The sequence below is a fragment of the Streptomyces sp. NPDC046727 genome (genome assembly GCF_040645635.1).
Taxonomy (GTDB): domain Bacteria; phylum Actinomycetota; class Actinomycetes; order Streptomycetales; family Streptomycetaceae; genus Streptomyces.
This window is the reverse complement of record NZ_JBEYYR010000019.1, coordinates 20017-44164: the sequence shown is the minus strand read 5'-3', so window position 1 is coordinate 44164 and position 24148 is coordinate 20017. Positions and strand designations below refer to the sequence as shown.

Here is a 24148-nt window from a genome sequence, read left to right as displayed (position 1 = left end):
GGGCCGCCGCCTAGCCGATGATCTGCTTGAAGAACAGCACGGCCGTGGCGGCCGTGCCGCTGCCCACGCTCACCGCCACGGGCCACACATTGCCGGCCAGCGCGGCCAGGACGGTGGCGCCGATGCCGGCGAGCGCGGCCAGCAGGAACACGATGGCGGCGCGCTGGGTCAGGAGCGGCCCGTCCGGGTCGGGCCGCTGCCGGTCGGTCTGGGACACCTGGTACTCCTCACCCGCCGTCGCCGGCCCGGGCGGCCACCGGCTGCGGGAGCGGCACGCTCAGACCGTCCTGCTCGGTCAGGTGCCACGGGTCCTGCGCGGGCCGGACCAGCGTGAACTCGATCCGGCCGTCCGGGCCCGTCCGGACGCCCTGCACGGCGGGCTCGGGCAGGCTGTTGTAGTGGAACGGCGTCGAGAAGTAGTAGGCGCCGGTGTCCGGGACCACGACGAGGTCGCCCGGCCGGAGCGGCGGCAGCGCACGGTCGCGGGCCAGCAGGTCGCCGGCGAAGCAGGCGGGACCCGCGACGTCCTGGCGCACGGGCCGGTCCCGCCTGGCCGTGCCGTACCCGTCGTACGCCTCGATCCGCAGCGGCCAGGCGTCGGGAGCGAACACCGTCCGGGTGGCGACCTGGACACCGGCGTGGGTCACGGCGATCGGCCGTCCCCCCGCGGCCTTGGTGTACTCGACGTACGCGGCCAGGAAGCCGTTCTTGGCGAGGAGCGAGCGGCCGAACTCGGTGATGACCGCGTACCGGCCGCCGAAGAGCCCCGGGGCGTGTGCCCGCAGTTGCTCGACGTACGTCGCGAACCGGGGCGTGACCTCGTCGTCGGCGAAGTTGACGGGCAGTCCGCCGCCGATGTCGATGCCCTCGATCCGGCCCTCCCCGAACGCCGCCGTCACCTGGTCGGCGAACTCGACCGCCTGCGCCACCCCGCGGGCCATCAGGTCGAGCGGGCAGCCCTGGGACCCGGTGTGCGTGTGCACCCAGGTCAGCCACGGGTGTGCGGCGAACGCCCGCAGCAGCCGGTCCCGGTTGCCGGGGTCGGCCAGCGGGACACCGAACTTCGAGGTGCTGGTGGCGGTGCTCATCGCGGCGATGGCACCGCCACCGACCTGGCAGTTGAGGCGCACCCCGATCCGTGACGCCGACGTACGGCCCCTGAGCAGCCCGGCGATCCGCTCCAGCTCCTGGAAGCTGTCCGCGTTGACGGTCACGCCCAGGGCGAGGGCCCGCTCCAGCTCCGCCCGGGTCTTGGCGGGGGAGTCGAACACGATCCGTTCGGGCGGGAATCCGGCGGCCAGCGCCCGGGCCAGCTCGCCCGCGGTGGCGACCTCGCAGCCCAGGCCGTGCCGGCGCAGCTCCCTCAGGACGGGCACCAGGCAGTTGGCCTTCGCGGCGAACGTGTGCAGCACACCGCGCACTTCGGGCGAGCCGGGAAAGGCGTCCCGCAGGTCCTGGACCGTCGCCTCGACGCCGTCGAGGTCGACGAAGGCGGCCAGCAGGGAGTGCTCGGGGTCCAGCAGCCCCTGCCGCACGGCCTCCCGCAGGATTCGTTCACGCCGCGCGGCGGCGAGGAGCACAGCGGTCATGGTGAACCTTCCGGTGTCGAAACGGCGCGTCCGGGGCCGATTCCCCGAGCGCTGTCCCAGGCTGCTCGCCGCGCCCCGGGGCCGTCATCGTCGGTTCCTCAAAGGCTCGTCCCCGCAGGGTCGGCCGGGCCGGGCCACCGCGCCCACCGGGCCCGGCCGCTTGTGCGCGGCCACGAGAACGGCGCCCCGCGTTGGTGCGGGCGGACGAACGCGCGCCCGCGCACACCCGCGCGACCGGCGGGCCCGATCACGGTGCCGGGCGGGTCCCTTCGTCCGGCTTTCCGAGGCGCAGCTGCAGTTGGGCCAGCAGACGGGCGTCCGGACTGTCGAGGTCGAGCTGTGAGACCGCGGTGATCCGGCCCAGCCGGTACCGCAGGCTGTTGGGGTGGAGCGAGAGGCTCCGGGCCGCCGCGGACACGTCGCCGAAGTGGTCGAGGTAGGCCCGCAGCGACTCCACGAGCCTGCTGCCGCCGTGCTCGGCGTCGAACGCGGCCAGCCGGGCCACCGACGTACCCGGCGGCAGCCGGAGGTCCCGCAGCGCCTCGACCACCTGGAGGACGCCGATCGTGTCGGCCACGTCCTCCACCCGGGCGACGGCGCGCGCACCCCCGGTCCGGGTGAGGGCCTTGAGCGCCTGCTCGGCGGTCCGGCGCGACTCGGCGGCCCGCGCGAGCCCGGGAACCACCTCGCCCAGCCCCGCCCGCACCGGCATGCCCGTCGTGCCCGACAACTGCGCGGTCAGCGACGTCCCGAGCTTCCCCACCTGCTGACGGGCCCGGTCCGGGTCCTGGTCCAGCGCGCTCACCAGCACCAGGGCCCGGCCACCCGCCGGTACGACCACGATCCGGTGGCCGAGCGCCGCGCAGTGCAGGGAGAGCAGGCCGTACAGTCTCGACGGGTCGTCGGGCGGGGTCTCCCCAGGTACACCGGCGCCGGACACGGCGTTCCCGACGCCCACCGCGAGCACGGCGCAGGGCTCCAGCGCCGGCAGTGACGCCCGTTCGGCCAGCACCTCGGCGGAACCGCGCTCCTCCAACAGCGCACGCGCCGCGTCTTCCGCCAGCCGGCTGTCGGCGGCGCGGGTGCGGTGGTGCAGCAGGTGCGCGGCGGCCTCCCGGGACGCGGCGCGCAGTGCCTCCGACGCGTTCGGCGACAGCGGCCGCCCGCCCACCGCGGCCACCCACACGGAGCCCAGCACCTCACCGCCCGCGCGCACGGCACACACCAGGCGCTCCGGGTTGTCCCCCTGGGCCCGCCGGTGCAGCACGTCGTCCGCCGTCCACAGGGCGCGGAAGAACCCGGCGTCCCGCATGGCGGCGACGCGCCACGGGGGTACGCGCCGCCCGAGGATGGTCAGCCGGCGCATCTCGTCCACGTTCTCCTCGGTCGAGGAGTACGCCAGTACGCGGGACTCGGTGTCCTCGATGGTCACCGAGCCGCCGACCAGGGCGGCCACCGCGTCGGCCAGCCCGTCGAGGTCGCCCAGGACCGGTCCCCGGCCCGCCGGTAACGGCACGACGCCCGCCGCGCCCAGCCCGGCCCGCAGCACCGCGACCAGTTCGTCCCACCGGTGCCAGGTGCGGAAGAGCACCGCCGTACCGGTCTCCTGGGCGACCGCCCGCAGGGCGCCGGCGGCTCCGTCGGGGCGTTCCGGGCCGAAGACCACGCCGGCGGCCCCGGCCGCGCCGGCCCGGCGCACCACGTCCAGCGCCTGGGCCGACCCGGCTCCCACCCCGACCGCGAGCACCAGCTCCCGCGGCCGGATCTGGGGTTCCAGCACGTCCAGGACGGTGACGCCGCCGACGGCCACCGCCAGCCCGCCGGGTGCCGTGTCCAGTTCCAGCGCCCCCGGGCCCACCACCGACAACAGGCGCTCCAGGGTCACCCTGGACTCCGCAGCTCCGCTCCACCCCGCTCGGTCCCGCAGGTCCGTCACGCTTCCCCCCGGCTCGACGCGCCGCCGGCCGCCCGGCGGCTCCCGGAGTACGACACCACAGACCGGGGCGCGACCTCAACGACACGAGGAAGAACGGCCGTTGTGCCGCGCCGGGGAGAGCGGGGCGGTCCGGTGCGGCGTCGCCGGGCCGACGACCCGGCGACGGTTTTGCACCGGCGTGGTGCTCACAGGTACTTCTTCAACTCCCGGCGGGCCAGCGACCGCTGGTGCACCTCGTCCGGGCCGTCGGCCAGCATCAGGGTGCGGGCGCTCGCGTACAGCTCGGCCAGCGGGAAGTCCTGGCTCACCCCGCCCGCGCCGTGCAGCTGGATCGCGCGGTCCAGGATGCCGACCACCGCGCGCGGGGTGGCGATCTTGATGGCCTGGATCTCCGTGTGGGCGCCCTTGTTGCCGACGGTGTCCATCAGCCAGGCCGTCTTCAGCACCAGCAGCCGCAGCTGCTCGACGGTGACCCGGGCGTCGGCGATCCAGTTCTGGACGACGCCCTGCTGGGCCAGCGCCTTGCCGAAGGCGGTACGGGACACGGCCCGCCGGCACATCAGCTCGATCGCCCGCTCGGCCATGCCGATCAGCCGCATGCAGTGGTGGATCCGGCCGGGGCCGAGCCGGGCCTGGGCGATGGCGAAGCCGCCGCCCTCCTCGCCGACGAGGTTCGACACCGGTACGCGCGCGTGGTCGAAGACCACCTCGGCGTGTCCGCCGTGCGCGTGGTCCTCGTAGCCGAAGACCTGCATCGCCCGCTTGACGGTGACACCGGGGGTGTCGCGCGGGACCAGGACCATGGACTGCTGGCGGCGGATGTCCGCCCCGTCCGGGTCCGTCTTGCCCATCACGATGAAGATCTTGCAGTCCGGGTTCATCGCGCCGGAGATGTACCACTTGCGGCCGGTGATGACGTAGTCGTCACCGTCCCGCTCGATGTGCGTGGTGATGTTGGTGGCGTCCGAGGAGGCCACCTCCGGCTCGGTCATGGCGAACGCCGAGCGGATCTCACCGGCCAGCAGCGGCTCCAGCCACTGCTTCTTCTGCCGCTCGTCGCCGAACTGCGCCAGCACCTCCATGTTGCCGGTGTCGGGCGCGGCGCAGTTGGTCGCGGTGGGCGCGAGATGCGGGGAGCGGCCGGTGATCTCGGCGAGCGGCGCGTACTGGAGGTTGGTCAGCCCGGCGCCGTGCTCGGCGTCGGGGAGGAAGAGGTTCCACAGCCCCTGCCTGCGGGCCTCCGCCTTCAATTCGCCGACCACGGCCGGGGTGTCCCAGGGCGAGGCGAGCGCGGCCCGCTGCTCCTCGGCGACGGCCTCGGCCGGGTAGACGTACTCGTCCATGAAGGCGAGGAGCCTGCCGCGCAGTTCCTCGGTGCGCGCGTCGAACGCGAAGTCCATGCCGGTCAGCCTTCCTGAAGAGTGGTCAGTCCGTGGTCGATGAAGACGGGCACGAGGTCGCCGATGCGGTCGAAGCCGCGGCCGACCGTCTGGCCGAGCGTGTACCGGTAGTGGATGCCCTCCAGGATCACGGCGAGCTTGAACCAGGCGAACGCCGTGTACCAGGACACGCCCGAGACGTCCCGGCCGGAGCGGGCCGCGTACCGCTCGATCAGCTCCCGCGGGGCGGGGTGCCCGGGGGCCTCGGCGGTGGTGGAGACGGGCGAGTCGGCCATGCCGAGCGGCCGGCTGTACATCACCAGCAGACCGAGGTCGGTCAGCGGGTCGCCGAGCGTGGACATCTCCCAGTCGAGGATCGCCTTGATCGTGTCGTCGTCCCCGATCAGCACGTTGTCCAGGCGGTAGTCGCCGTGGACGACGGCCGGGGCGGGGGAGGCGGGCAGGGCGCGTCCGAGGGCCGCGTGCAGCTCGTCGATGCCCGCCAGCTCGCGGTTGCGGGAGGCGTCCAGCTGCTTGCCCCAGCGGCGCAGCTGCCGGTCCAGGAAGCCCTCCGGGCGGCCGAAGTCGGCGAGGCCCACCTCGGCGGGGTCCACCGAGTGCAGCTCGACCAGCGTGTCCACCAGGGACAGCACCGCGTTCCGGGTGCGCTCGGCGCCCAGCGGGGCGAGCTGGCCGGCGGTGCGGTACGGGGTGCCCTCGACGAACTCCATGACGTAGAACGGCGCCCCCAGCACCTCCTCGTCCTCGCACAGCAGGACCGGGCGGGGGACCGGCACATCGGTCGGGTGCAGCGCGCTGATCACCCGGTGCTCGCGCTTCATGTCGTGCGCGGTGGCCAGCACATGGCCGAGCGGGGGCCGGCGTACGACCCACTTCGAGGTGCCGTCGGAGAGCGCGTAGGTGAGGTTCGACCGTCCGCCCTCGATCAGCCGTCCGGTCAGGGGACCGTCGACCAGACCGGGGCGCTCGCGGTCGAGCAGGGCGCGCAGCCGGTCCAGGTCGAGTCCGGGCGGGTGGTCGGCGCTCATACATCACTCCTACGAACGGGTGAACAGGACTCGACTCATGATGCCGACCGGTCGGTATGCCGTCCAGTGCGCAGGGCGAAGATCAGGCCGAACGTGACCGGAGCCACGACGGAGGCCGACGGCTCCCCGGCACGCTGTCCGGGGAGCCGTCGGCCCCTGCCTGCTGACGGGTCAGTGGTCGTCCCAGTGGTCCCCGTGCTCGGCGTGCCGGTGTCCGTCGTGCAGATAGTCGACGTGGTCGCCGTGCCGCACCTGCGCGTGCCCGCACTCGTCGTGGTGCACATGCTCATGACCCTCGTGGACGGCGTGCCCGGCCGGCTCGCACTCGTCCCAGTGTCCCTCGTGCTCCCGGTGCAGATGGCCGTCGTGGACATAGTCCATGTGGTCCCCGTGCGGCACGGCGTTGTGCCCGCAGTCCGGCCCGTGGCGGTGCGTCCCGTGCTCGGTGTGTTCCTGGTGGAGGGTGGTCATGGTGCTCACCTTCGGGGGTGCGGCGTGCTGACGACGGACAGGCTGCCACGCGAAAGCCTCATATCCGGGCATCCCGGTTTGCGTGGCGCACGAGTACCCCGGAGGGTCGAGGGCATGAAGGGCATCAGCTACAGCCGCTACGGCGGCCCCGAGGTGCTGGAGTACGGCGAGCTGCGCGACCCCAAGGTCGGCCCCGACCAGGTCCTGGTCAAGGTGCGCGCGGCGGCCGTCAACCCCGTCGACTGGAAGTGCCGCGAGGGCCATCTGGACCCGCTCCTGGACGCCGTCTTCCCGGTGATCCCCGGCTGGGACGTCAGCGGAGTGGTCGTCCAGCCCGGTGTCGCGGTCACCGAATTCACCGTCGGCGACGAGGTCATCGGCTATGTCCGCGAGGACTTCCTGTCCCGGGGCACCTTCGCCGAGTACGTCGCCGCGCCCGTGCGCACCCTGGCCCGCAAGCCGCGCAACCTGTCCTTCGAGGAGGCCGCCGGGCTCCCGCTGGCCGGGCTCACCGCCTACCAGGTGCTGGTCAAGGTGCTGGACGTCAACCGGGGCGAGACCGTCCTGGTGCACGCGGCGGCCGGCGGGGTCGGCTCGCTCGCCGTCCAGATCGCCGCCCACCTCGGCGCCCGGGTCGTCGGCACCGCCGGCGAGGCCAACCACGACTACGTCCGCGAGCTGGGCGGCGAGCCGGTGACCTACGGCGAGGGCCTGGTCGAACGGGTGCGCGCGCTGGTCCCCGAGGGGGTGGACGCGGTCCTCGACACCGTCGGCGGCGACACGCTGAGGGCGTCGGCCAACCTGCTCGCCCCGGAGGGCCGGCTCGCCTCCATCGCCGACCCGGAGGTCGTGTCCTACGGCGGCCGGTACGCCTTCGTCCGCCCGGACGCCGAGGACCTGAGGCACCTGTCACAGCTGGCGGAGCAGGGCGCCGTCTCCGTCCACGTCCAGGAGACGTTCCCGCTGGAGCGGGCTGCGGACGCGCAACGGCTGAACCAGGAGGGCCACACCCGGGGGAAGATCGTGGTCACCGTGGACTGGGAGTCCGAGGCGGGCACCGTCTGGTCAGGGAACGAGGAGGGAATCCTCTACACGACCAGCCAGGAGGGCACCTTCTAGGCCCGGTTCCGGGTCGGCCGCCGGGGCACGTACTAGACCACGAGCACGGCCGCGCACGCCGCCATCGCCACCGCGCACAGCACCGCCGTCGCCGCGTGCCGGGGAGTGAGCGCGGGCGGCGGGGTGCCGGCGGACAGGGTGCGGATGCGGAGGTGGGCCACCCGGAGGAAGCCCAGCCACAGCCCGCAGCACACCGCGCACAGCGCGATCCCGGTGGCCGACGCGCCACCGTGCAGCGCCGTCTTCACGGCCAGTACGGCGGCCACCGCGGCCGACAGCGTCGTACGCCGCCAGGCCAGCCGGGTGCGCTCGGGCTGCAGCCCCGGGTCCCGGCCCGCCGGGCGCGGGTCCACCGGCTCCCGGTCCGCCGGATCCGGACCGGCCGTCACCCCTCCCACCCGACCAGCACCACCACGACCATCGCCACGGCCACCACCGCCACCACCAGGCTCAGCAGCGCCGGGAACCGGGACGCGGGCAGATCCTCGCCGCGCCGCATCGCCCGCTCGCAGCGCACCCAGTGGTTCACCGCGCGCAGCGAGCACAGCACACCGGCCGCCAGCAGCGCGAGCGCCAGCCCGACCCGCCACGCCCAGCGCAGGTCCGGCAGGAACTGGTCCACCGCGAATCCGCCGCCGATCAGCGCGAGCGCGGTGCGCAGCCAGGCGAGAAAGGTGCGCTCGTTGGCCAGCGAGAACCGGTAGTCGGGCGTGCCGCCCTCGTCCCGCACCCGTTCCGGCGCGAACCAGAGCCGGATGTTCCGTACGAATTCGCTCACGCGGCCGACCCTACCGGGCGGTCACCCACCCGCCCGGTACGCCCGCAGCCGCTCGTACGCCGCCAGCCCGTCCGGCACCCACTCCCAGTCGCCGAGCCGCCGCTCGACCTCCTCCTCGGGCAGGAAGGCGTGCCACTGGACCTCCTCCGCCTGCGGGTGCACGGGCAGCTCGCAGCGCACCTCGTACACCGCCGACCACCAGCTGTTCCCGGCACCGTCGTCGTACAGGAACTTGAAGAGGAACTCCGGCCGGGGGAGCCCGGTCACGCCCAGCTCCTCCTCGGCCTCCCGCAGGGCCGCCCCGTCGTAGGACTCGCCGGCGCCGACGACCCCGCCGACGAACATGTCGTACAGGGAGGGAAAGACCAGCTTGGTCGCCGTACGCCGGTGCACGAAGAGCCGGCCGGACGCGTCCCGGGCCTGGATGAACACGCAGCGGTGGCGCAGCCCGCGGGCGTACGCCTCGCCGCGCGGACTCTGTGCGACGACCCGGTCGTGCTCGTCGACGATGTCGAGGATCTCGTCAGCAGGGTTCATGCCCGTATCCAAGCAGGGCGGGATCAGCGGCGCTGGAGGTCCCGGGCCGAGCGCTCCTGCTCCGCGCCGCCGCAGGGCATCGCCGGATGCAGCCCGAGCAGCACGATGCCCCCCACCACGGCCGCGAGCCCGGCCGCCTGCCAGGCCAGCGCCCCGGTGTCGGTGCGCAGCCGGTCGCCGAGGAAGCCCACCCCGCACAGGATCCCGGCGAGGGGCTCGGCGGCGGTGAGCGCGGGCAGGGACATGCGCAGCGGGGCGGTCTCGAACGCGCTCTGCACCAGGACCAGTCCGGTGACCCCGCAGGCCACCACGCCGTACGGCTGCCAGCCGGTGAGCAGCTCGGTGAAGCCGCCCTCGCCGAAGCGGATGCCGCTCACCCGGGTCAGCGCGTCCTGGACGCCGTACAGCAGCCCGGCCGCCAGGGCCAGCAGCACCGGGCCCCAGCTCAGCCGGGAGCGCTTGCCGTACGTCGTGAGCACCAGAGCCGCGCCCACCACGGCCCCGATGATCAGCCAGTGCCGCAGCGGATCGGCGACGGCAGTGCCGCCGCGCGGCTCACCGGCCATGATGAACGCGCTCACCCCGCCCGCGAGCAGCAGCAGACCGGCCCAGCCCTGGCGGCCCAGCGGCTGCCTGGTCTGGTGCCGGGAGAGGGCGAGGGCGAACAGCAGGTTGGTCGCGAGCAGCGGCTCGACCAGGGAGATCTCGCCCTTGCCGAGGGCGACCGCGCCCAGCACCATGCCGGCCACCATCAGCCCGAGGCCGCCCAGCCAGCGCGGCACCCGCACCAGGTCGAGCAGCAGCCGGAAGGAGAGGAAGTCGCTGAGCGGTGCCTTCTGCGCCGCGTCCTGCTGGAGGACGAAGCCGAAGCCCAGGCAGCAGGCCGCGCTCACGGCGAGAAGGAGAACCAGAACGGACACGCTGTGTACCTCGATCATCCGGCCGGACCACGGGCGGGTAGTGGCCGACTGTAGCGCTCCGGGCACGGTATTGCCCCGGAAGTACCCGGAACCGGGCGGTTGACTCGCCATGCTCCGGGGCGGGGACGCGGGGCGCCATGGCGTACGCCACAGAAAGCCGGGGCGCCCGCCCCGGAAGGCCATGGCATACGCCACAGGGAAATTCCCGGTCCCGGCCGCCCGTGGCCCGGCCCACCTGCTCCGCTGGTCTCAAGTTCCCCTCAAGCCAAGGAAGTTGAAGCCAGGAACACCGGCGTTCCGCTTGACGCGATCCTTGGCTGAGGGTTTGCTGTGCGTGATCGGTCGATGGCAGCCCGAGAAACAGGAAGCCCCGCGGTGCCCCCTCTCCCGCCTCTGCTCGGCGCTCGCCGGGCCCCCACGGACCCGTCCGGCGAGACCGCGGCGGACGACTCCGACGCCTTCGACGCCGCCCTGGACGACGCGGAACTGCGCACCGCCCGGGTCGCGTTGACCCAGGGCCGGCGCCAGGCCGCCCGCGCCCTGCTGGTGCACACCGGCGACGACTGGGACCGCCGTGGCCACCGCCTCACCGTGCTCTCCCGGGACCCCTACGCCGCCGCCTGGGCCAGTGACTGGCTGGCCGCCGAGCCCGGCTCCGCCGACGCCACCGCGCTGCTCGCCCTGGCCCTGGTCCAGCGGGCGCTGCGCGGCAAAGAGGAACCCGACCGGGCCCGCGAGGCCTGCGACACGGCCGCCGCGCTGGCCCCCGCCGACCCCACCCCCTGGCTCGGCCGGATGCTGCTGGCCCGCACCCTCGGCCCGGAGCACGAGCTGCTCGGCACCTTCGCCGAGCTGCGCCGCCGCCACCCCGAGCACCACCACGCCCACCACCTGCTGATCGCGCGCCTCGCCGAGCGGCCCGCGGGCGGCCGGGCCGAGTCCCACGAGGTGTACGACCTCGCCGAGCTGGCCGCGGCCGACGCCCCCGCCGACTCCCCGCTGGCCGTCCTGCCGGTCGTGGCGTACGCCGAGCGCTACCGCGTCCTCGCCGCCACCGGCCTGGCCCCGGCCGACCCGGCCGCCTCCCGGCACTGGTCGGGCCCCCGGGCCCGGCGCGTCCTGCGCGCCTGCTTCGACTGGTGGCTGGAGTGGGAGCACGACGAACACCCGCGCCGCCACATCGACCTCAACCACCTCGCGTTCGCCCTGACCTGCGCCGGCCGCCCGGCCGAGGCCGCGGCCCTGTTCCAGCGCATCGGCGAGCACGCCACCCCGGCGCCCTGGGCGTACGCGCACCCCGACCCCCTGGCGGCCTTCCACGCGGCCCGCACCCGCGCGCTCGGCCGGTGAACGACCGGGCCGCTGCGCGCGTACCCATGAGAGTGAGAGGTGCGCAAGAAGTGATTACGGAAGTCTGACCAGTGGCCCGACCGCCTGGCCCCGCGCGGCCCCGAGTGCTCGAATGAATACGTGAACTCTGAACAATCCGAGGACCAGCGACCCGAGCAGGACGGCCGGCCCGTCGGCCGCCGTGTCTTCCTCGGCACCCTCGGCCTCGGCGCGCTCGGCGTGCTCACCGCGCCGGTGCTGCAACGCGGTCTCGAAGGCTTCCTCGGCAGCGTCGCCGGCCAGGACCCCACCGGCCTGACCGGCCTGCTGCCCAACGGCGGCGGCTTCCGCTACTACTCCGTCGCCGCCTCCGTCCCGCACCGGACCGCCGCCGACTACCGCCTCACCATCGACGGCCTGGTCGACCACCCGCGCGACTACACCCTCGCCGACCTGCGCGCCCTGCCGCAGACCCGGCTGGTCAAGGACGTCCAGTGCGTCACCGGCTGGCGGGTCCCCGGCACCCCCTTCCAGGGCGTACGGCTCTCCCACCTGCTCGACGCGGCCGGTGTCCGCCCCTCCGCCAGGGCCCTGCGCTTCACCTGCTTCGACGGCACCTACACCGAGAGCCTCACCCTCGACCAGGCCCGCCGCCCGGACGTCCTGGTCGCCCTGCGCATGCAGGACCAGGACATCGGCCACGACCACGGCGGCCCGGTCCGCCTCTACGTCGCTCCCATGTACTTCTACAAGTCGGCCAAGTGGCTCTCCGGCATCACGGTCACCGACCGGGTGGAGCCCGGCTACTGGGAGAAGCTGGGCTACGACGTCGACGCCTGGGTCGGCCGCTCGAACGGACGCAGCGATGACCCTACGAGCTGAGACCCCGGCCCCGCCGGACGCCCGCGTCCACCGCTTCGCCCGGGCCGAACGGTGGGTGCACCGCGTCACGGCCGTGCTGATGGGTGCCTGCGTGCTGACCGCCGCCGTCCTCTACATCCCGCAGCTGGCGGTGGCGGTCGGCCGGCGCCAGCTGGTCGTCCGGGTGCACGAGTGCGCGGGCCTCGCCCTGCCGGTGCCGGTCCTGCTGGGCCTGGCCTCCCGCGCCTTCCGCGCCGACCTGCGCTTCCTCAACCGCTTCGGCCCGCACGACAAGGTCTGGCTGCGTGCCGCCCTGCGCCGCGACAAGCGCCACGGCTCCCGCCCCGCCGGCAAGTTCAACGCCGGCCAGAAGATCTACGCCGCCTGGATCGCCGGCGCCACCCTGGTCATGCTCGGCACCGGCCTGATGATGTGGTTCACCCACCTCACCCCGCTGATGTGGCGCACGTCGGCGACCTTCGTCCACGACTGGCTGGCCCTGACGATCGGCGTGGTCCTGGCGGGCCACATCGGGATGGCGCTGGGGGACCCGGAGGCGCGACGGGGGCTGCGGACGGGGGCGGTGAGCAGGGAGTGGGCGGAGCGGGAGCACCCCATGTGGCGCCCTTAGCCGCGGATCAGAACTCCAGCAGCACCTTGCACGACCGGCCCCGGTCGGCGGCCAGCGCGAAGGCCGACTCGGCCTCTCCCACCGGAACCACCGCGCTGACCAGCCCGTCGAACTCCCCGCGTGCCGCCAGCAGTTCCAGCGCGTCCTGGAACTCGGTGTCGAAGCGGAACGAGCCGCGCAGCTCGATCTCCCGGCTCACCACCAGGTTCCCGGCGAACGGTGTCGGCCCCGCCGGCAGCATGCCGAGCTGCACGACGACACCCCCGCGCCGCACCCGCCGCAGACAGGTGTCCAGACCGGCGGCCACCCCCGACGCCTCCACGGCCACGTCCACCTCGGCCGGCCACCCGGTGTCCTCCGGGTCGTCGGCCCGTACGAGGGTGTCGGCCCCGGCGACGGCGGCGTACCCGAGCGCCTCGGGCAGCAGGTCGGTCACCGTCACCCGGGCCGCGCCGGCTGCCTTCGCCGCCGCGACCACCAGGCACCCGATCGGCCCGGCCCCGGTCACCAGCACGTGCCTGCCGGACACGTCCCCGGCGCGGCGCACCGCGTGCAGCGCCACCGCGAGCGGCTCGGCGAGGGCCGCCCGGCGCAGCCCGAGCCCCTCTGGCAGCTGCCTCGACTGCCCGGCGGGTACGGCCACTTGACCGGCGAACGCGCCCTGTACGTGCGGGAAGCGGGCCGCGCTGCCGAGGTACCGGGTGTCCCGGCACACGTTCGCCCGCCCGTCGGCGCACTCCGGGCAGCGCCCGCAGGGGGTGGCGGGGTGCACGGCGACGGCCGTACCCGGAGCGGGACCGGTGGCCCCGGGGCCGTAGGCCACCACCGTGCCGACCACCTCGTGCCCGAGCACCATCGGCTCCCGGAGCCGGAAGTCCCCGACCCCGCCGTGCCGCCAGTAGTGCAGATCGGACCCGCACACCCCGCCGTACCGGACCGCCACCAGCGCCTCGCCGGGGCCGGGCCGAGGGGGCGTCAGCCGCTCCACCCGCAGATCGCCGGCTCCGTGGATCACACAACCCAGCATGTCCGCCGCTCCTTTCAGAGCACGCTCGTCATACCGCCGTCGACGTACAGCACCTGTCCGCCGACGAAGTCCGCCGCGGGCGAGGCGAGGAAGAGGAGGCCGCCCACCAGGTCCTCGGGCCGGCCCCAGCGGCCGGCCGGGGTGCGGCGGCGCACCCAGCCGCTGAACTCCGCGTCCGCCACCAGCGGCCGGGTCAGCTCGGTCTCGATGTAGCCGGGGCCGAGGCCGTTGACCTGGACGCCGTACGGGCCCCAGTCGGCGCACATGCCCTTGGTGAGCATCTTCAGCGCGCCCTTGGTCGCCGCGTACGGCGCGATACCGGGCCGGACGACCTCGCTCTGCAGCGAGCAGATGTTGATGATCTTGCCGTGGCCGCGTTCCGTCATCCCCCGGGCGGCCTCCCGGCCGACCAGGAACGCGCTGGTGAGATTGGTGTCCAGGATGCGGTGCCAGTCGGCGTCGGCGAACTCCAGCAGCGGAGCGCGCAGTTGCATGCCCGCGTTGTTCACCAGGATGTCCAGCGGGCCCACCCGCTCCTCGACCTCGGCGATCCCGGCGGCGACGGCCGGGCCGTCGGTCACGTCGAACACCGCCGTGCGGACGTCACCGGGGAGCCCTGCCGCGGCCTCGGTCAGCCGGTCGCCGTCGCGTCCGTTGAGGACCACCGTGCAGCCGGCCTCGGCCAGGCCCCGGGCCAGGGCGAGGCCTATGCCCCGGCTGGACCCGGTGACCAGGGCGGTGCGGCCGCTGATGTCGAAGAGCGGGTGACTCATCCCGTACCCCTAGACGATCAGCGAGAGGAGCAGGACCAGGCCGCCCGCGACCACCGAGATGATCGTCTCCATCACCGACCAGGTCTTGACGGTCTGCCCCACGCTCAGCCCGAAGTACTCCTTCACCAGCCAGAAACCGGCGTCGTTGACGTGGCTGAAGAAGAGCGAGCCCGCGCCGATGGCGAGGACGAGCAGGGCCGCGTGGGTGGTCGACATGTCGGCCGCGAGCGGCGCGACCAGGCCGGCCGCCGAGACCGTCGCCACCGTCGCCGAGCCGGTCGCCAGCCGGATCGCCACCGCGATCAGCCAGGCCAGCAGCAGCGCCGGGATCGACCAGTCCTTGGAGACGTCCAGGATCATCTGGCCCACGCCGGAGTCGATCAGCGTCTGCTTGAAGCCGCCGCCGGCGCCGACGATCAGCAGGATGCCGGCGATGGGCATGAGGCCCTTCTCGACGGTCTGCTGGAGCCGGTCCCTGGTGAACCCGGCGGGCCGGCCCAGCGTGAAGAAGCCGACGATCACGGCGGCGAGCAGCGCGATCAACGGGGAGCCGACGACGTCGAAGACGCGCTGGGTGCTGTTCGCCGGGTCGTCCACGACGATGTCCACCAGCGCCTTGGCCAGCATCAGCACCACCGGCAGGAGCACGGTGGCGAGCGTCGCGCCGAAGCCCGGACGGCGCTCCAGCTCCTCCGAGGCGCGCTGCGGCAGCATCCGGTCGGGCGCCGGCACGTCCACCCAGCGGGCGGCGACCTTCGAGAACAGCGGACCGGCGATGATCACCGTCGGGACGGCGACCAGGATGCCGAGCGCCAGGGTCACGCCCAGGTTGGCCTTGACCGCGTCGATCGCGACCAGCGGGCCGGGGTGCGGCGGGATCAGGCCGTGCATCACGGACAGACCGGCGAGCGCCGGGATGCCGATGCGCATCAGGGAGTAGTTGCCGCGCTTGGCGACCATCAGCACGACCGGGATCAGCAGCACGATGCCGACCTCGAAGAACAGCGGCAGTCCGATCACGGAGGCGATCAGGACCATCGCCCAGGGCATGGCACGGCCGCCCGCCTTGGCGAGGATCGTGTCCACGATCTCGTCGGCGCCGCCGGAGTCGGCGAGGAGCTTGCCCAGGATCGCCCCGAGCGCGATCAGGACGCCCACGCCGGCGACGGTGCTGCCGAGCCCGGTGGTGAAGCTGGTGATGGCCTTGTCGAGCGGCGCCCCGGCGACCGCCCCGAGCGTCAGCGACCCGATGGTCAGCGCCAGGAAGGCATGGAGCTTGAACTTGGTGATGAGCAGGACGATGACCGCGATGCCCACCAGGACGGCGATGCCCAGCTGGGCGTGTCCGGCGGAGGTGATCGGGGCAGGCGCGTCCGCTGCCAGCATCTCGACGCTGAGTCTGGTCACGGGGGTTCCCTTGCGGTTACGGGGGATCTTCTGAGGGGGCTACTTGGAGGTGCCCGCGGTGTCGGGAAGCGCTGCGAGGGCCCTTACGGCGCGCTCGGTGATCTCCTGGGGGCCGCCGCTGACGTCCACGGCGACTCCCGCCTCGTCCGGTTCGAGCGGCTGGAGCGTGGCGAACTGGGAGTCCAGCAGCGCGGTCGGCATGAAGTGCCCCTGCCGCTGCGACATCCGCTCCTCGATCAGCCGCCGGTCACCCGTGAGGTGCAGGAACACGATCCCGGGGGCCACGGCCCGCAGCCGGTCGCGGTACGACCGCTTCAGCGCCGAGCTGCTGACCACTCCGCCCAGTCCGGCCCGGCCGTGCGCCCAGTGCCCGATGGCCTCCAGCCATGGCCACCGGTCGGCGTCGTCGAGCGGGATCCCGGCCGACATCTTGTCGATGTTGGCCTGCGGGTGGAAGTCGTCGCCCTCGGCGTACGGGACGCCCAGCCGCGCGGCGAGCAAGGGACCGATCGTGGTCTTGCCCGTCCCCGCGACGCCCATCACGACGACGACCTGGGGGGTTCGCATCACTGCCTCGCTGTCTTCCTCGACATCCGACGCCGCTGCGGCGTCGCCACACTGAAACCCATTAGGTACGACGAATTCAAGAGTCTGTGACATATAAGTCTGACTTTTTGCGACTGTGACGCAGGTCGTACGCTGAGTGCATGAGCACACGGGGCCGGGGTCTGCACGGCCATGTACTGGACACCCTCGGCCCCGCGATCACAGCGGGCGAGTACCCGCCGGGCAGCGTCCTGCGGACCGACGAGCTGGCACAGCACTTCGAGGTCTCCCGATCCGTGATGCGCGAGGCGGTCCGCGTGCTCGAATCCATGCACCTGGTCGAGTCCCGCCGCCGGGTGGGCGTCACGGTCCGCCCCAAGGCCGAGTGGAACGTCTACGACCCGCAGGTCATCCGCTGGCGCCTGGCCGGCGCCGACCGCCCGCACCAGCTGCGCTCGCTCACCGTGCTGCGGTCCGCGATCGAACCCGTCGCGGCGGGCCTCGCCGCCCAGCACGCCACGGCCGAGCAGTGCGCCGAACTCACCGAGTGCGCGCTCGGCATGGTGGCCAACTCACGCGGCCACAAGCTGGAGGAGTACCTGATCCACGACGTCGCCTTCCACCGCGTCGTCCTGAACGCCTCGGGCAACGAGATGTTCGCCCGGCTCGGCGACGTCGTCGCGGAGGTGCTGGCCGGCCGCACCCACCACGAGGTCATGTTCGAGGACCCCGACCCGGCCGCCGTGACCCTGCACGTGCGGGTGGCCGAGGCGGTCCGCGCCGGCGACGCGGCCCGCGCCGAGGAACTGACCCGGCAGATCACCATGGGCGCCCTGGAGGAGCTGGAGATCCTGGCGCCCTGAGCCGGCCGGCCGTCCGGCAACTCCCCGGCTACTCCAGGAAGTCCCCGTCCACGTACACCCACGCCCCGGCCACCCGCTCGAACCGGCTCCGCTCGTGCAGCGAGCCGCCGCGGTAGGAGGCACGGAAGGTCACCGTTCCCGTGCTGTGGAAGGCGGATCCGTCGGTGGTGCCCAGGATCTCCAGCCCCGTCCACGTCATCCGCGGGTCCAGGTCCAGCCGCTCGGGCCGGGTCCGGGGATGCCAGGTGCGCAGCAGATACCCCGCGTCCCCCTTGACGAACGCGCAGTACCGCGAGCGCATCAGCAGCTCGGCGGTCGGCGCCGCGGCCGGTCCGGAGTGGAAGCGGCCACAGCAGGCGTCGTAGGGCTCGGGGAGCCCGCAGGGGCAGGTACGCGCGGTCATGCCCCACATTCTGCCCGCAGCGGGGGAGGCGTCCGCCGCGGCCTGGGTACACAGTGGAAGTGCAGCGCAGCGCAGTCCGGGAGGAGAGGGACGATGACCGGACCTGTGAGCAGCCGTGCTCCCGCCGTCAAGGAGTGGCGGCTGAACCTGTACCTGTCCGAGCACGACCCGGACACCACCGCCCGGATCGTCCTGGACACCGGAGACAACGTCCTGGAGAGCCACGCCGAGGCCCGCCGCAACCCCTACGACCAGGCGATGCCGGAGATCGGTGACGAACTCGCCGCCGGACGCGCGCTCATCGCCATGGGCCGCATGCTGCTGCGCGCCGCCGACGGCGACATGAAGGCGACCGGCGCCGCCGACGCGGAGGGCCCGGCACCGCTCTGGCTGCCCCGGGAGTGAGGAGCCCGACCGTGCACTTCAGGAACCGTCTCGACGCGGGACGGCGGCTGGGCCCGCGCCTGGAGTACCTCAGGGGCCAGGACGTGGTGGTGCTCGGGCTGCCGAGGGGAGGGGTGCCGGTCGCCGCGGTGGTCGCCGAGGCGCTCGACGCCCCCCTGGACGTCTGCCTGGTGCGGAAACTGGGCGTGCCCTACCAGCCCGAGCTGGGGATGGGGGCGATCGGCGAGGACGGCGTACGCGTCATCAACCAGGAGGTCGTGCGCGGGACCGGGGTCTCGGAGGCGGACCTCGCCCGGGTCGAGGAGGACGAGCGCCGGGTCCTTGAGGAGCGGGCCGCCCGCTACCGGGGCGCGGCACCCCCCGTCTCCGTCGCCGGCCGGACCGCGGTGGTGGTGGACGACGGCGTGGCCACCGGCTCCACCGCGCGCGTCGCCTGCCGGATCGCCAGGGCCCGGGGCGCGGCCCGTATCGTGCTGGCGGTCCCCGTGGCCCCGCAGGACTTCACCCGGCGGCTGGCCGGGGACGCCGACGAACTGGTCTGCCTGCACACCCCGTGGGACTTCGCCGCGGTCGGCCAGTTCTACGCCGACTTCGCCCAGGTCGGCGACGAGGAGGTCACCGCCTGTCTGCGGCAGGCCGCGAGCCGGCACCGGCACACCACGGGCGCCGCGGCCGGCGACCGGGAGGTCACCGTGACGGCCGGCGCCGTGCGCCTGGGCGGCCGGCTCACCCTGCCCGACGACGCCACCGGTGTCGTCGTCTTCGCCCACGGCAGCGGCAGCAGCCGGCACAGCCCGCGCAACCGGTTCGTGGCCGAGGGGCTGCACCGGGCCGGGCTCGGCACCCTGCTGTTCGACCTGCTCACCGACGCGGAAGAGGCCGACCGGGGCAACGTGTTCGACATCGCGCTGCTGGCCGGCCGGCTGCTCGACGCCACCCGCTGGCTCCGCGAGGAACCCGACGCCGAAGGGCTCGCCATCGGCTACTTCGGCGCCAGCACCGGCGCGGCCGCCGCTCTGTCGGCCGCGGCCGATCCCGACGCGCGGCCCGCCGCGGTCGTCTCCCGCGGCGGCCGGCCCGACCTCGCCGGACCCCGGCTGGCCGAGGTGACGGCACCCACCCTCCTCATCGTCGGCGGTGCCGACGATCTGGTCCTCGGACTCAACCGGGAGGCACAGGCCCGGCTCCGGTGCGAGAACCGCCTTGAGGTGGTCCCCGGCGCCACCCACCTCTTCGAGGAGCCCGGCACGCTGGAGAGGGTGACCGAGTTGGCGCGCGACTGGTTCACGGACCACATGGCACCGGCGCACGTCTAGGCGGGGATCATGCCCGAGGGGCTCGTCACCCTGTTCCTCGCCGGGGACGTCATGCTCGGCCGGGGCGTCGACCAGATCCTCCCGCACCCCGGTGACCCGGTCCTGCGCGAGGACTACGTGCACGACGCCCGCGACTACGTGGCCCTGGCGGAGGCCGCGAACGGACCGGTGCCCCGGCCCGTGGACCCCGCCTGGCCCTGGGGCGACGCGCTGCCCGTGCTGGAACGTGCCGCACCGGACGTCCGGGTGATCAACCTGGAGACCGCCGTCACCCGGGGCGCCGACTTCGCCCCCGGCAAGGGCGTCCACTACCGCATGCACCCCGCCAACCTGCCCTGCCTCACCGCCGTCCGCCCCGACGTCTGCGTCCTCGCCAACAACCACGTGCTCGACTTCGGCCCGACCGGCCTCCACGAGACGCTGGACTCCCTGGCGGCGGCCGGGCTGCGCACCGCCGGGGCGGGCCGGGACGAGACCGCGGCATGGCGTCCGGCCACCGTTCCGCTGCCGTGGGGCGGACGCGTCCTGGTCTTCGCCTTCGGGATGCCGTCCAGCGGGATCCCGCACAGCTGGGCCGCCACCGCCGAACGCCCCGGCGTGGCCCTGTTCACCGCGCCGACCGCCGCCGCCGCGGCCGACTTCGCCGACCGGCTGCGCCGGGTCGAGCGGCCCGGCGACATCGTCGTGGCGTCCGTCCACTGGGGCCCCAACTGGGGCTACGGCGTCACCCGCAGCGAGGTCCGCTTCGCCCACGCGCTCATCGACGCGGGCGCCGCCGTCGTCCACGGACACTCCTCGCACCACCCGCGCCCGCCGGAGGTGTACCGGGACCGGCTCGTCCTGTACGGCTGCGGCGACCTCGTCGACGACTACGAGGGCATCGGCGGCTACGAGCGCTACCGCGACGACCTGCGGCTGCTGTACCTGGCGTCGGTCGAGCCCGGGACCGGCCGGCTGACCGGCCTGCGGATGGTGCCGCTGCGGGCGCGCCGGCTGCGCCTGGAGCACGCCACACCCGACGACACCGCCTGGCTGGGCACCGTCCTCGACGGGTACGCCCGCGACCACGGCACCCGCGTCGAACACGCCGACGACGGCACGCTCACCGTACGGTCCCTGCGGTGAGACCCGGGCCGGTGCGACCGGGCGTCAGGCGCGCCCGCCCTTGCGCAGGAACGCGCGCAGCCGGGTCAGGGTCCAGGTGTTGATCACGTCCTCCTTCGTGAGCCAGCCGCGCTGCGCGGTGCCGACGCCGTAGCGCAGCTGCCCGAGGTGCGGGACGGAGTGCGCGTCGGTGTTCACGGCGAACTTCACCCCGTGCTCCCGGGCCCGCAGGATGTCCTCGTCGCACAGGTCCAGCCGGTCCGGCTGGGCGTTGACCTCCAGTGCGGTGCCGGTGCGCGCGCACGCGGCGAACACCTCGTCCCAGTCGGCGTCGACGCCCGGCCGCTTGCCGATCAGCCGGGTCGTGGGGTGCCCGATGATGTGGACGTACGGGTTCTCGCAGGCCCGCACCAGCCGCCGGGTCATCGCCCCGCGGCCCAGGTCGAAGTGGGAGTGCAGCGAGGCCACGCACAGATCGAAGCCGGCCAGGAACTCCTCCGGCCAGTCCACCTCGCCGTCGGGTCCGATGTTCAGCTCGGTGCCGTGCAGCAGCCGCATCCGGCGCCGGGTGCCGTCCAGTTCCCGCACCCGCTCCCGCTGGGCGAGGATCTTCTCGTCCGTCATGCGCTGCATGTACAGGTTGGGCGCGTGGTCGGTGACCGCGAAGTACGCGTAACGGCGCTCGGCGGCGGCCTCCACCATCGCCTCCAGCGAGGCCAGACCGTCCGTGAGATCGGTGTGCGTGTGCAGGTCACCGCGGATGTCCCGCTCGGTCACCACCTCCGGCAGGCCCTCGCCCAGCGCCGCCTCGATCTCCCCGCGGTCCTCGCGCAGCGTCGGCGGGATCCACGGCAGACCGAGCCGCGCGTACACGTCCTCCTCGGTCCGGGACGCGACCGAGTCCCCGCTCTCGGTGTCGAACAGGCCGTACTCGGAGAGCTTCAGCCCCTGGTGCCCGGCGATGGTCCGGGTGCGGATGTTGTGCGCCTTGGACCCGGTGAAGTACTGCATCGCTGCGCCCCAGGACTCCGGCGGCACCACCCGCAGATCCACCTGGAGCCCCTTGCCGGTGCGCACCGACGTCTTCTTCGTGCCGCGTGCGATCACCTCGGCGGTGACCGGCAACTCGCACAGCGCGTCCATGAACGGTGCCGACCGCTTGGCCGCGACCAGCACGTCCAGGTCGCCGACGGTCTCCTGCATCCGGCGCAGCGAACCGGCGTACGCGCACCGCTTGCAGCCCGTCACGCCGGCCAATTGGCCGACGATCTCCTCGGCCGTGTCCAGCGCCAGCGCCAGCGGCACCCGCGCGCCCGCCCGCTGCAGCAGCTCGATGCCGTGCCGGATGTTCTCCTGCGTCTTCTCGCCGAAGCCCTTCAGATCGGCCAGCGCGTCCGCCTCGATGGCCGCCGCCAGTTCGCTCACCGACGAGATGTGCAGATCCTCGTAGAGCCGCAGCGCCTTCTTCGGACCCAGGGTCGGGATCGTGATCAGCTCGCGCACCCCGGCGGGGATCTTCGCCCGGCGCTCCTCGACCACCGCCATCGTGCCGGTGCGCAGGTACTCGCTCACCTTCTCGGCGATCGACCGGCCCACGTTCGGGATCTCCCGCAGCCCGTCGGCGTCCAGCGTGGAGATGTCGGCCGGATACCCGCCGATGGCGCGTGCCGCCTTCTCGTAGGCACGCGCCTTGAAGGCGTCGCCTCCGGTGATCGCGATGAGATCGGCGTACTCCCGCAGCAGCGCCTCGACCTCGTCGTTGCGCCGGGCCACGTGTCGACTCCGGGACCGGTTCCGGCCTACGCGTAGACCCTCTCGACGAATTCGGCCAGCTGCTCGTCCGTCAGGTGGGCGGCCAGATCGGCCTCACTGATCATGCCGACGAGCCGCTTGTTCCTGATGACCGGCAGCCGGCGGATCTGGTGGCTCTCCATCTCCTCCAGCACCTGGTCCACGCTCGCGTCCGCGTCGATCCAGCGCGGCGTGCCCTCCGCCAGTTCGCCGCACGTCACCTGTGCCGGATCGCGGCCCGAGGCCACGCACTTCACGACGATGTCGCGGTCCGTGACGATGCCGACCATCCGCTCGTTCGGGCCGCTGACGGGCAGCGCACCCACGTCCAGCTCCCGCATCAGCTGCGCGGCGCGGTCAAGGGTCTCGGTCGCCGGGATCCAACGGGCCCCGGCATGCATGATGTCTGCTGCGGTGGTCATGGGTTCAACCTCCTGGAGCGTGCGCACTCACGGGCAGGGAGGGCGTCCTGATGGCCAGGGAGGGCGTCCTCTTTCCACCGTACGAGCGTGTCCGCGTCCCCGCGCGACGTCCCGGACCGGGCCGCTAGACGGCCGCGGGGGCGCCGAGCGTCGGCAGGGGCGGCAGCGCCGTCCCGTACAGCCAGGCGTCGAACAGCGCGTCCAGCGGCTCGTCCGCGTAGCGGGCCACGTGCGCGGTGAACGCCGGTGTCGTCACCGTGCCGTTGCGGTGCTGCCGCACCCAGCCGCGCACCATCGCGAAGAACGCCTCGTCGCCGAGCGCGCACCGCACCGCGTGCAGGGCCAGGCCGCCCCGCTCGTAGACCCGGTCGTCGAACATCGCCTTGCGGCCCGGGTCGGCCAGCCGCAGGTCCTGCGGCAGTGTGGCCAGCAACCGGTGTGCGGCGGCGGCCAGTTGCTGGGCGGTGCGGCCGCCCGAGCGCTCGGACCACAGCCACTCCGCGTACTTGGCGAAGCCCTCGTTCAGCCAGATGTGCCGCCAGTCGGCGATGGACACGCAGTTGCCGAACCACTGGTGGGCCAGCTCGTGCGCCACCAGCCGCTCCGAACCGCGGGCGCCGTCCACGTGGTTGGAGCCGAACAGCGACAACCCCTGCGCCTCGACGGGCACATCGAGCTCCTCCTCGGTCACCGCGACCGCGTACTCGTCGAACGGGTACGGCCCGAACAGCTCCTGGAACAGCTCCATCATCGCGGGCTGCCGCGCGAAGTCCCGGGAGAACTCGGGGAGCAGCCGCGCCGGGATGTGTCCGTGCTGCGGGACGCCGCCCGGTCCCGGGTCGCCCAGCAGCACCGTCTGGAACGTGCCGATCGCCAGTCCGACGAGATAGCTGGACGTGGGGGCCGGCTGCTCGTACACCCAGGTGGTCGTCGAGGCCTTCGTCGTGCGCGTCAGCAGGCGCCCGCCCGCGACGACCGCGTACGCGGACGGCAGGGTGACCGACAGCAGGTACGACGCCTTGTCCGCGGGCCGGTCGTTGCACGGGTACCAGGACGGCGCCCCGATCGGCTGGCTCGCCACCAGCGCCCCGTCCTCCAGCTCCTCCCAGCCGAGCCCGCCCCAGGGGCTGGCCACCGGCTTGGGGTTGCCCGACCAGTGCACCTCGACGGTGAAGGCGGCGCCGGCCCGGACGGGCTTGGCCGGGCGGACGCGCAGCCTGCCGCCGCGGTGCGTGTAGTGCGGCTGCCGGCCGTCCACCCGGACCCGGCCGATCTTGAAGTCGGCCAGGTTGAGCTGGAACTCGGCGAGCGCCGACCGTCCCGCGATGGCGTTGATCCGGGCCGTGCCGGCCAGCCGGTTCGGGGCCGGGCGGTAGTCCAGCGCGAGCTCGTAGCGGTGCACCCGGTAGCGGGAGTCACCGTTGTCCGGGAAATACGGGTCCGGGCCGACCGACTGCTGAACTGCCACTGCTGTGTCCGCTCCCTGCGCTGT

Annotated in this window: 26 protein-coding genes; 8 read left to right on the top strand and 18 right to left on the bottom strand. The window is 73.6% G+C overall.

Annotated elements, in window-relative coordinates; genetic code table 11:
- Positions 1 to 10 precede the first annotated feature (10 nt).
- From ABZ937_RS23465 to ABZ937_RS23440, 6 genes are all read right to left on the bottom strand, one after another.
- Positions 11 to 217 (bottom strand): hypothetical protein, encoded by a 207-nt coding sequence (locus tag ABZ937_RS23465; protein WP_361694847.1) that lies wholly within the window; start codon positions 215 to 217, stop codon positions 11 to 13.
- 10 nt (positions 218 to 227) lie between these two features.
- Positions 228 to 1589: a diaminopimelate decarboxylase gene (locus tag ABZ937_RS23460; RefSeq protein WP_361694845.1), complete on the bottom strand. Its 1362-nt coding sequence runs from the start codon at positions 1587 to 1589 to the stop codon at positions 228 to 230.
- A gap of 247 nt (positions 1590 to 1836) precedes the next feature.
- Positions 1837 to 3474: a helix-turn-helix domain-containing protein gene (locus ABZ937_RS23455; RefSeq protein WP_361694843.1), complete on the bottom strand. Its 1638-nt coding sequence runs from the start codon at positions 3472 to 3474 to the stop codon at positions 1837 to 1839.
- A gap of 236 nt (positions 3475 to 3710) precedes the next feature.
- Positions 3711 to 4925: an acyl-CoA dehydrogenase family protein gene (locus ABZ937_RS23450; protein ID WP_361694841.1), complete on the bottom strand. Its 1215-nt coding sequence runs from the start codon at positions 4923 to 4925 to the stop codon at positions 3711 to 3713.
- Positions 4926 to 4930: 5 nt separating this feature from the next.
- Positions 4931 to 5953 carry a phosphotransferase family protein gene (locus tag ABZ937_RS23445; RefSeq protein ID WP_361694839.1) on the bottom strand — a complete coding sequence of 341 codons (1023 nt, stop codon included), beginning with the start codon at positions 5951 to 5953 and terminating at the stop codon, positions 4931 to 4933.
- A 171-nt stretch (positions 5954 to 6124) separates the two neighbouring features.
- Positions 6125 to 6424: a hypothetical protein gene (locus tag ABZ937_RS23440; protein ID WP_361694837.1), complete on the bottom strand. Its 300-nt coding sequence runs from the start codon at positions 6422 to 6424 to the stop codon at positions 6125 to 6127.
- 114 nt (positions 6425 to 6538) lie between these two features.
- On the opposite strand from ABZ937_RS23440, the gene ABZ937_RS23435 reads away from it, so the two are divergent.
- A complete protein-coding gene (locus ABZ937_RS23435; protein ID WP_361694835.1) occupies positions 6539 to 7543 on the top strand; it encodes an NADP-dependent oxidoreductase in 1005 nt (334 codons plus the stop codon).
- A gap of 32 nt (positions 7544 to 7575) precedes the next feature.
- Here ABZ937_RS23435 and ABZ937_RS23430 read toward each other — a convergent pair whose 3' ends face one another.
- Genes ABZ937_RS23430 through ABZ937_RS23415 form a run of 4 tightly spaced genes read right to left on the bottom strand, consistent with a single transcriptional unit; the run spans position 7576 to position 9796 of the window.
- Entirely contained in the window at positions 7576 to 7932 is a 357-nt protein-coding gene (locus tag ABZ937_RS23430) for a DUF202 domain-containing protein (RefSeq protein WP_361694833.1), read from the bottom strand.
- Positions 7929 to 8321, bottom strand: coding sequence for a DUF202 domain-containing protein (locus ABZ937_RS23425; protein WP_030658160.1), 393 nt, complete (start codon positions 8319 to 8321; stop codon positions 7929 to 7931). The genes ABZ937_RS23430 and ABZ937_RS23425 overlap by 4 nt, the downstream gene beginning before the upstream one ends.
- Positions 8322 to 8342: 21 nt before the next feature.
- Positions 8343 to 8858 (bottom strand): NUDIX domain-containing protein, encoded by a 516-nt coding sequence (locus tag ABZ937_RS23420; protein WP_361694831.1) that lies wholly within the window; start codon positions 8856 to 8858, stop codon positions 8343 to 8345.
- A 23-nt stretch (positions 8859 to 8881) separates the two neighbouring features.
- A complete protein-coding gene (locus ABZ937_RS23415) occupies positions 8882 to 9796 on the bottom strand; it encodes a DMT family transporter (protein ID WP_361694829.1) in 915 nt (304 codons plus the stop codon).
- A gap of 357 nt (positions 9797 to 10153) precedes the next feature.
- Here ABZ937_RS23415 and ABZ937_RS23410 point away from each other — a divergent pair, with 357 nt between their 5' ends.
- The 3 genes from ABZ937_RS23410 to ABZ937_RS23400 all read left to right on the top strand — a co-directional run bounded on the left by ABZ937_RS23410 (position 10154) and on the right by ABZ937_RS23400 (position 12599).
- Positions 10154 to 11128, top strand: a complete 975-nt coding sequence (locus ABZ937_RS23410; RefSeq protein ID WP_361694827.1) for a hypothetical protein — start codon at positions 10154 to 10156, stop codon at positions 11126 to 11128.
- A gap of 120 nt (positions 11129 to 11248) precedes the next feature.
- The gene (locus ABZ937_RS23405; RefSeq protein ID WP_361694825.1) at positions 11249 to 11989 is read left to right on the top strand and encodes a molybdopterin-dependent oxidoreductase; all 741 of its coding nucleotides are present in this window, start codon (positions 11249 to 11251) and stop codon (positions 11987 to 11989) included.
- Positions 11973 to 12599: a cytochrome b/b6 domain-containing protein gene (locus ABZ937_RS23400; protein WP_361694823.1), complete on the top strand. Its 627-nt coding sequence runs from the start codon at positions 11973 to 11975 to the stop codon at positions 12597 to 12599. Before ABZ937_RS23405 ends, ABZ937_RS23400 begins: the two co-directional genes overlap by 17 nt.
- 7 nt (positions 12600 to 12606) lie before the next feature.
- Here ABZ937_RS23400 and ABZ937_RS23395 read toward each other — a convergent pair whose 3' ends face one another.
- Genes ABZ937_RS23395 through ABZ937_RS23380 form a run of 4 tightly spaced genes read right to left on the bottom strand, consistent with a single transcriptional unit; the run spans position 12607 to position 16373 of the window.
- Complete coding sequence (locus ABZ937_RS23395) at positions 12607 to 13626, bottom strand: L-idonate 5-dehydrogenase (RefSeq protein WP_361694821.1); 1020 nt, start codon at positions 13624 to 13626, stop codon at positions 12607 to 12609.
- Positions 13627 to 13640: 14 nt separating this feature from the next.
- Positions 13641 to 14399 carry an SDR family oxidoreductase gene (locus ABZ937_RS23390; protein WP_361694819.1) on the bottom strand — a complete coding sequence of 253 codons (759 nt, stop codon included), beginning with the start codon at positions 14397 to 14399 and terminating at the stop codon, positions 13641 to 13643.
- Positions 14400 to 14408: 9 nt separating this feature from the next.
- Positions 14409 to 15806: a gluconate:H+ symporter gene (locus ABZ937_RS23385; protein ID WP_361694817.1), complete on the bottom strand. Its 1398-nt coding sequence runs from the start codon at positions 15804 to 15806 to the stop codon at positions 14409 to 14411.
- A gap of 39 nt (positions 15807 to 15845) precedes the next feature.
- Positions 15846 to 16373, bottom strand: coding sequence for a gluconokinase (locus ABZ937_RS23380; protein ID WP_361694815.1), 528 nt, complete (start codon positions 16371 to 16373; stop codon positions 15846 to 15848).
- A gap of 140 nt (positions 16374 to 16513) precedes the next feature.
- Between ABZ937_RS23380 and ABZ937_RS23375 the strand changes: the two genes are divergently transcribed.
- Positions 16514 to 17215, top strand: coding sequence for a FadR/GntR family transcriptional regulator (locus ABZ937_RS23375; protein WP_361694813.1), 702 nt, complete (start codon positions 16514 to 16516; stop codon positions 17213 to 17215).
- Between the two features lie 28 nt (positions 17216 to 17243).
- On the opposite strand, the gene ABZ937_RS23370 is transcribed toward ABZ937_RS23375, so the two are convergent.
- Positions 17244 to 17618 carry a YchJ family protein gene (locus tag ABZ937_RS23370; RefSeq protein ID WP_361694811.1) on the bottom strand — a complete coding sequence of 125 codons (375 nt, stop codon included), beginning with the start codon at positions 17616 to 17618 and terminating at the stop codon, positions 17244 to 17246.
- Between the two features lie 93 nt (positions 17619 to 17711).
- Here ABZ937_RS23370 and ABZ937_RS23365 point away from each other — a divergent pair, with 93 nt between their 5' ends.
- Genes ABZ937_RS23365 through ABZ937_RS23355 form a run of 3 tightly spaced genes read left to right on the top strand, consistent with a single transcriptional unit; the run spans position 17712 to position 20464 of the window.
- Positions 17712 to 18023: a dsRBD fold-containing protein gene (locus ABZ937_RS23365; RefSeq protein ID WP_361694809.1), complete on the top strand. Its 312-nt coding sequence runs from the start codon at positions 17712 to 17714 to the stop codon at positions 18021 to 18023.
- Positions 18024 to 18034: 11 nt separating this feature from the next.
- A complete protein-coding gene (locus tag ABZ937_RS23360) occupies positions 18035 to 19339 on the top strand; it encodes a phosphoribosyltransferase family protein (protein WP_361694807.1) in 1305 nt (434 codons plus the stop codon).
- A 9-nt stretch (positions 19340 to 19348) separates the two neighbouring features.
- Entirely contained in the window at positions 19349 to 20464 is a 1116-nt protein-coding gene (locus ABZ937_RS23355) for a CapA family protein (protein ID WP_361694805.1), read from the top strand.
- Positions 20465 to 20488: 24 nt separating this feature from the next.
- On the opposite strand, the gene polX is transcribed toward ABZ937_RS23355, so the two are convergent.
- The 3 genes from polX to ABZ937_RS23340 all read right to left on the bottom strand — a co-directional run bounded on the left by polX (position 20489) and on the right by ABZ937_RS23340 (position 24124).
- On the bottom strand, positions 20489 to 22216 hold the full coding sequence (polX, locus tag ABZ937_RS23350) for a DNA polymerase/3'-5' exonuclease PolX (protein ID WP_361694803.1): 1728 nt from the start codon (positions 22214 to 22216) through the stop codon (positions 20489 to 20491).
- 26 nt (positions 22217 to 22242) lie between these two features.
- Positions 22243 to 22656, bottom strand: coding sequence for a CBS domain-containing protein (locus ABZ937_RS23345; protein ID WP_361694801.1), 414 nt, complete (start codon positions 22654 to 22656; stop codon positions 22243 to 22245).
- A gap of 124 nt (positions 22657 to 22780) precedes the next feature.
- The gene (locus tag ABZ937_RS23340) at positions 22781 to 24124 is read right to left on the bottom strand and encodes a M1 family metallopeptidase (RefSeq protein WP_361694799.1); all 1344 of its coding nucleotides are present in this window, start codon (positions 24122 to 24124) and stop codon (positions 22781 to 22783) included.
- Between the last annotated feature and the right edge of the window lie 24 nt (positions 24125 to 24148).

Coding starts and splice junctions, on each gene's coding strand:
- ABZ937_RS23460 (WP_361694845.1), bottom strand. CDS start 1,589: ATGACCGCTGTGCTCCTCGCCGCCGCGCGGCGTGAACGAATCCTGCGG.
- ABZ937_RS23450 (WP_361694841.1), bottom strand. CDS start 4,925: ATGGACTTCGCGTTCGACGCGCGCACCGAGGAACTGCGCGGCAGGCTC.
- ABZ937_RS23445 (WP_361694839.1), bottom strand. CDS start 5,953: ATGAGCGCCGACCACCCGCCCGGACTCGACCTGGACCGGCTGCGCGCC.
- ABZ937_RS23440 (WP_361694837.1), bottom strand. CDS start 6,424: ATGACCACCCTCCACCAGGAACACACCGAGCACGGGACGCACCGCCAC.
- ABZ937_RS23435 (WP_361694835.1), top strand. CDS start 6,539: ATGAAGGGCATCAGCTACAGCCGCTACGGCGGCCCCGAGGTGCTGGAG.
- ABZ937_RS23420 (WP_361694831.1), bottom strand. CDS start 8,858: ATGAACCCTGCTGACGAGATCCTCGACATCGTCGACGAGCACGACCGG.
- ABZ937_RS23415 (WP_361694829.1), bottom strand. CDS start 9,796: ATGATCGAGGTACACAGCGTGTCCGTTCTGGTTCTCCTTCTCGCCGTG.
- ABZ937_RS23400 (WP_361694823.1), top strand. CDS start 11,973: ATGACCCTACGAGCTGAGACCCCGGCCCCGCCGGACGCCCGCGTCCAC.
- ABZ937_RS23395 (WP_361694821.1), bottom strand. CDS start 13,626: ATGCTGGGTTGTGTGATCCACGGAGCCGGCGATCTGCGGGTGGAGCGG.
- ABZ937_RS23390 (WP_361694819.1), bottom strand. CDS start 14,399: ATGAGTCACCCGCTCTTCGACATCAGCGGCCGCACCGCCCTGGTCACC.
- ABZ937_RS23380 (WP_361694815.1), bottom strand. CDS start 16,373: ATGCGAACCCCCCAGGTCGTCGTCGTGATGGGCGTCGCGGGGACGGGC.
- ABZ937_RS23375 (WP_361694813.1), top strand. CDS start 16,514: ATGAGCACACGGGGCCGGGGTCTGCACGGCCATGTACTGGACACCCTC.
- ABZ937_RS23370 (WP_361694811.1), bottom strand. CDS start 17,618: ATGACCGCGCGTACCTGCCCCTGCGGGCTCCCCGAGCCCTACGACGCC.
- ABZ937_RS23365 (WP_361694809.1), top strand. CDS start 17,712: ATGACCGGACCTGTGAGCAGCCGTGCTCCCGCCGTCAAGGAGTGGCGG.
- ABZ937_RS23355 (WP_361694805.1), top strand. CDS start 19,349: ATGCCCGAGGGGCTCGTCACCCTGTTCCTCGCCGGGGACGTCATGCTC.
- ABZ937_RS23345 (WP_361694801.1), bottom strand. CDS start 22,656: ATGACCACCGCAGCAGACATCATGCATGCCGGGGCCCGTTGGATCCCG.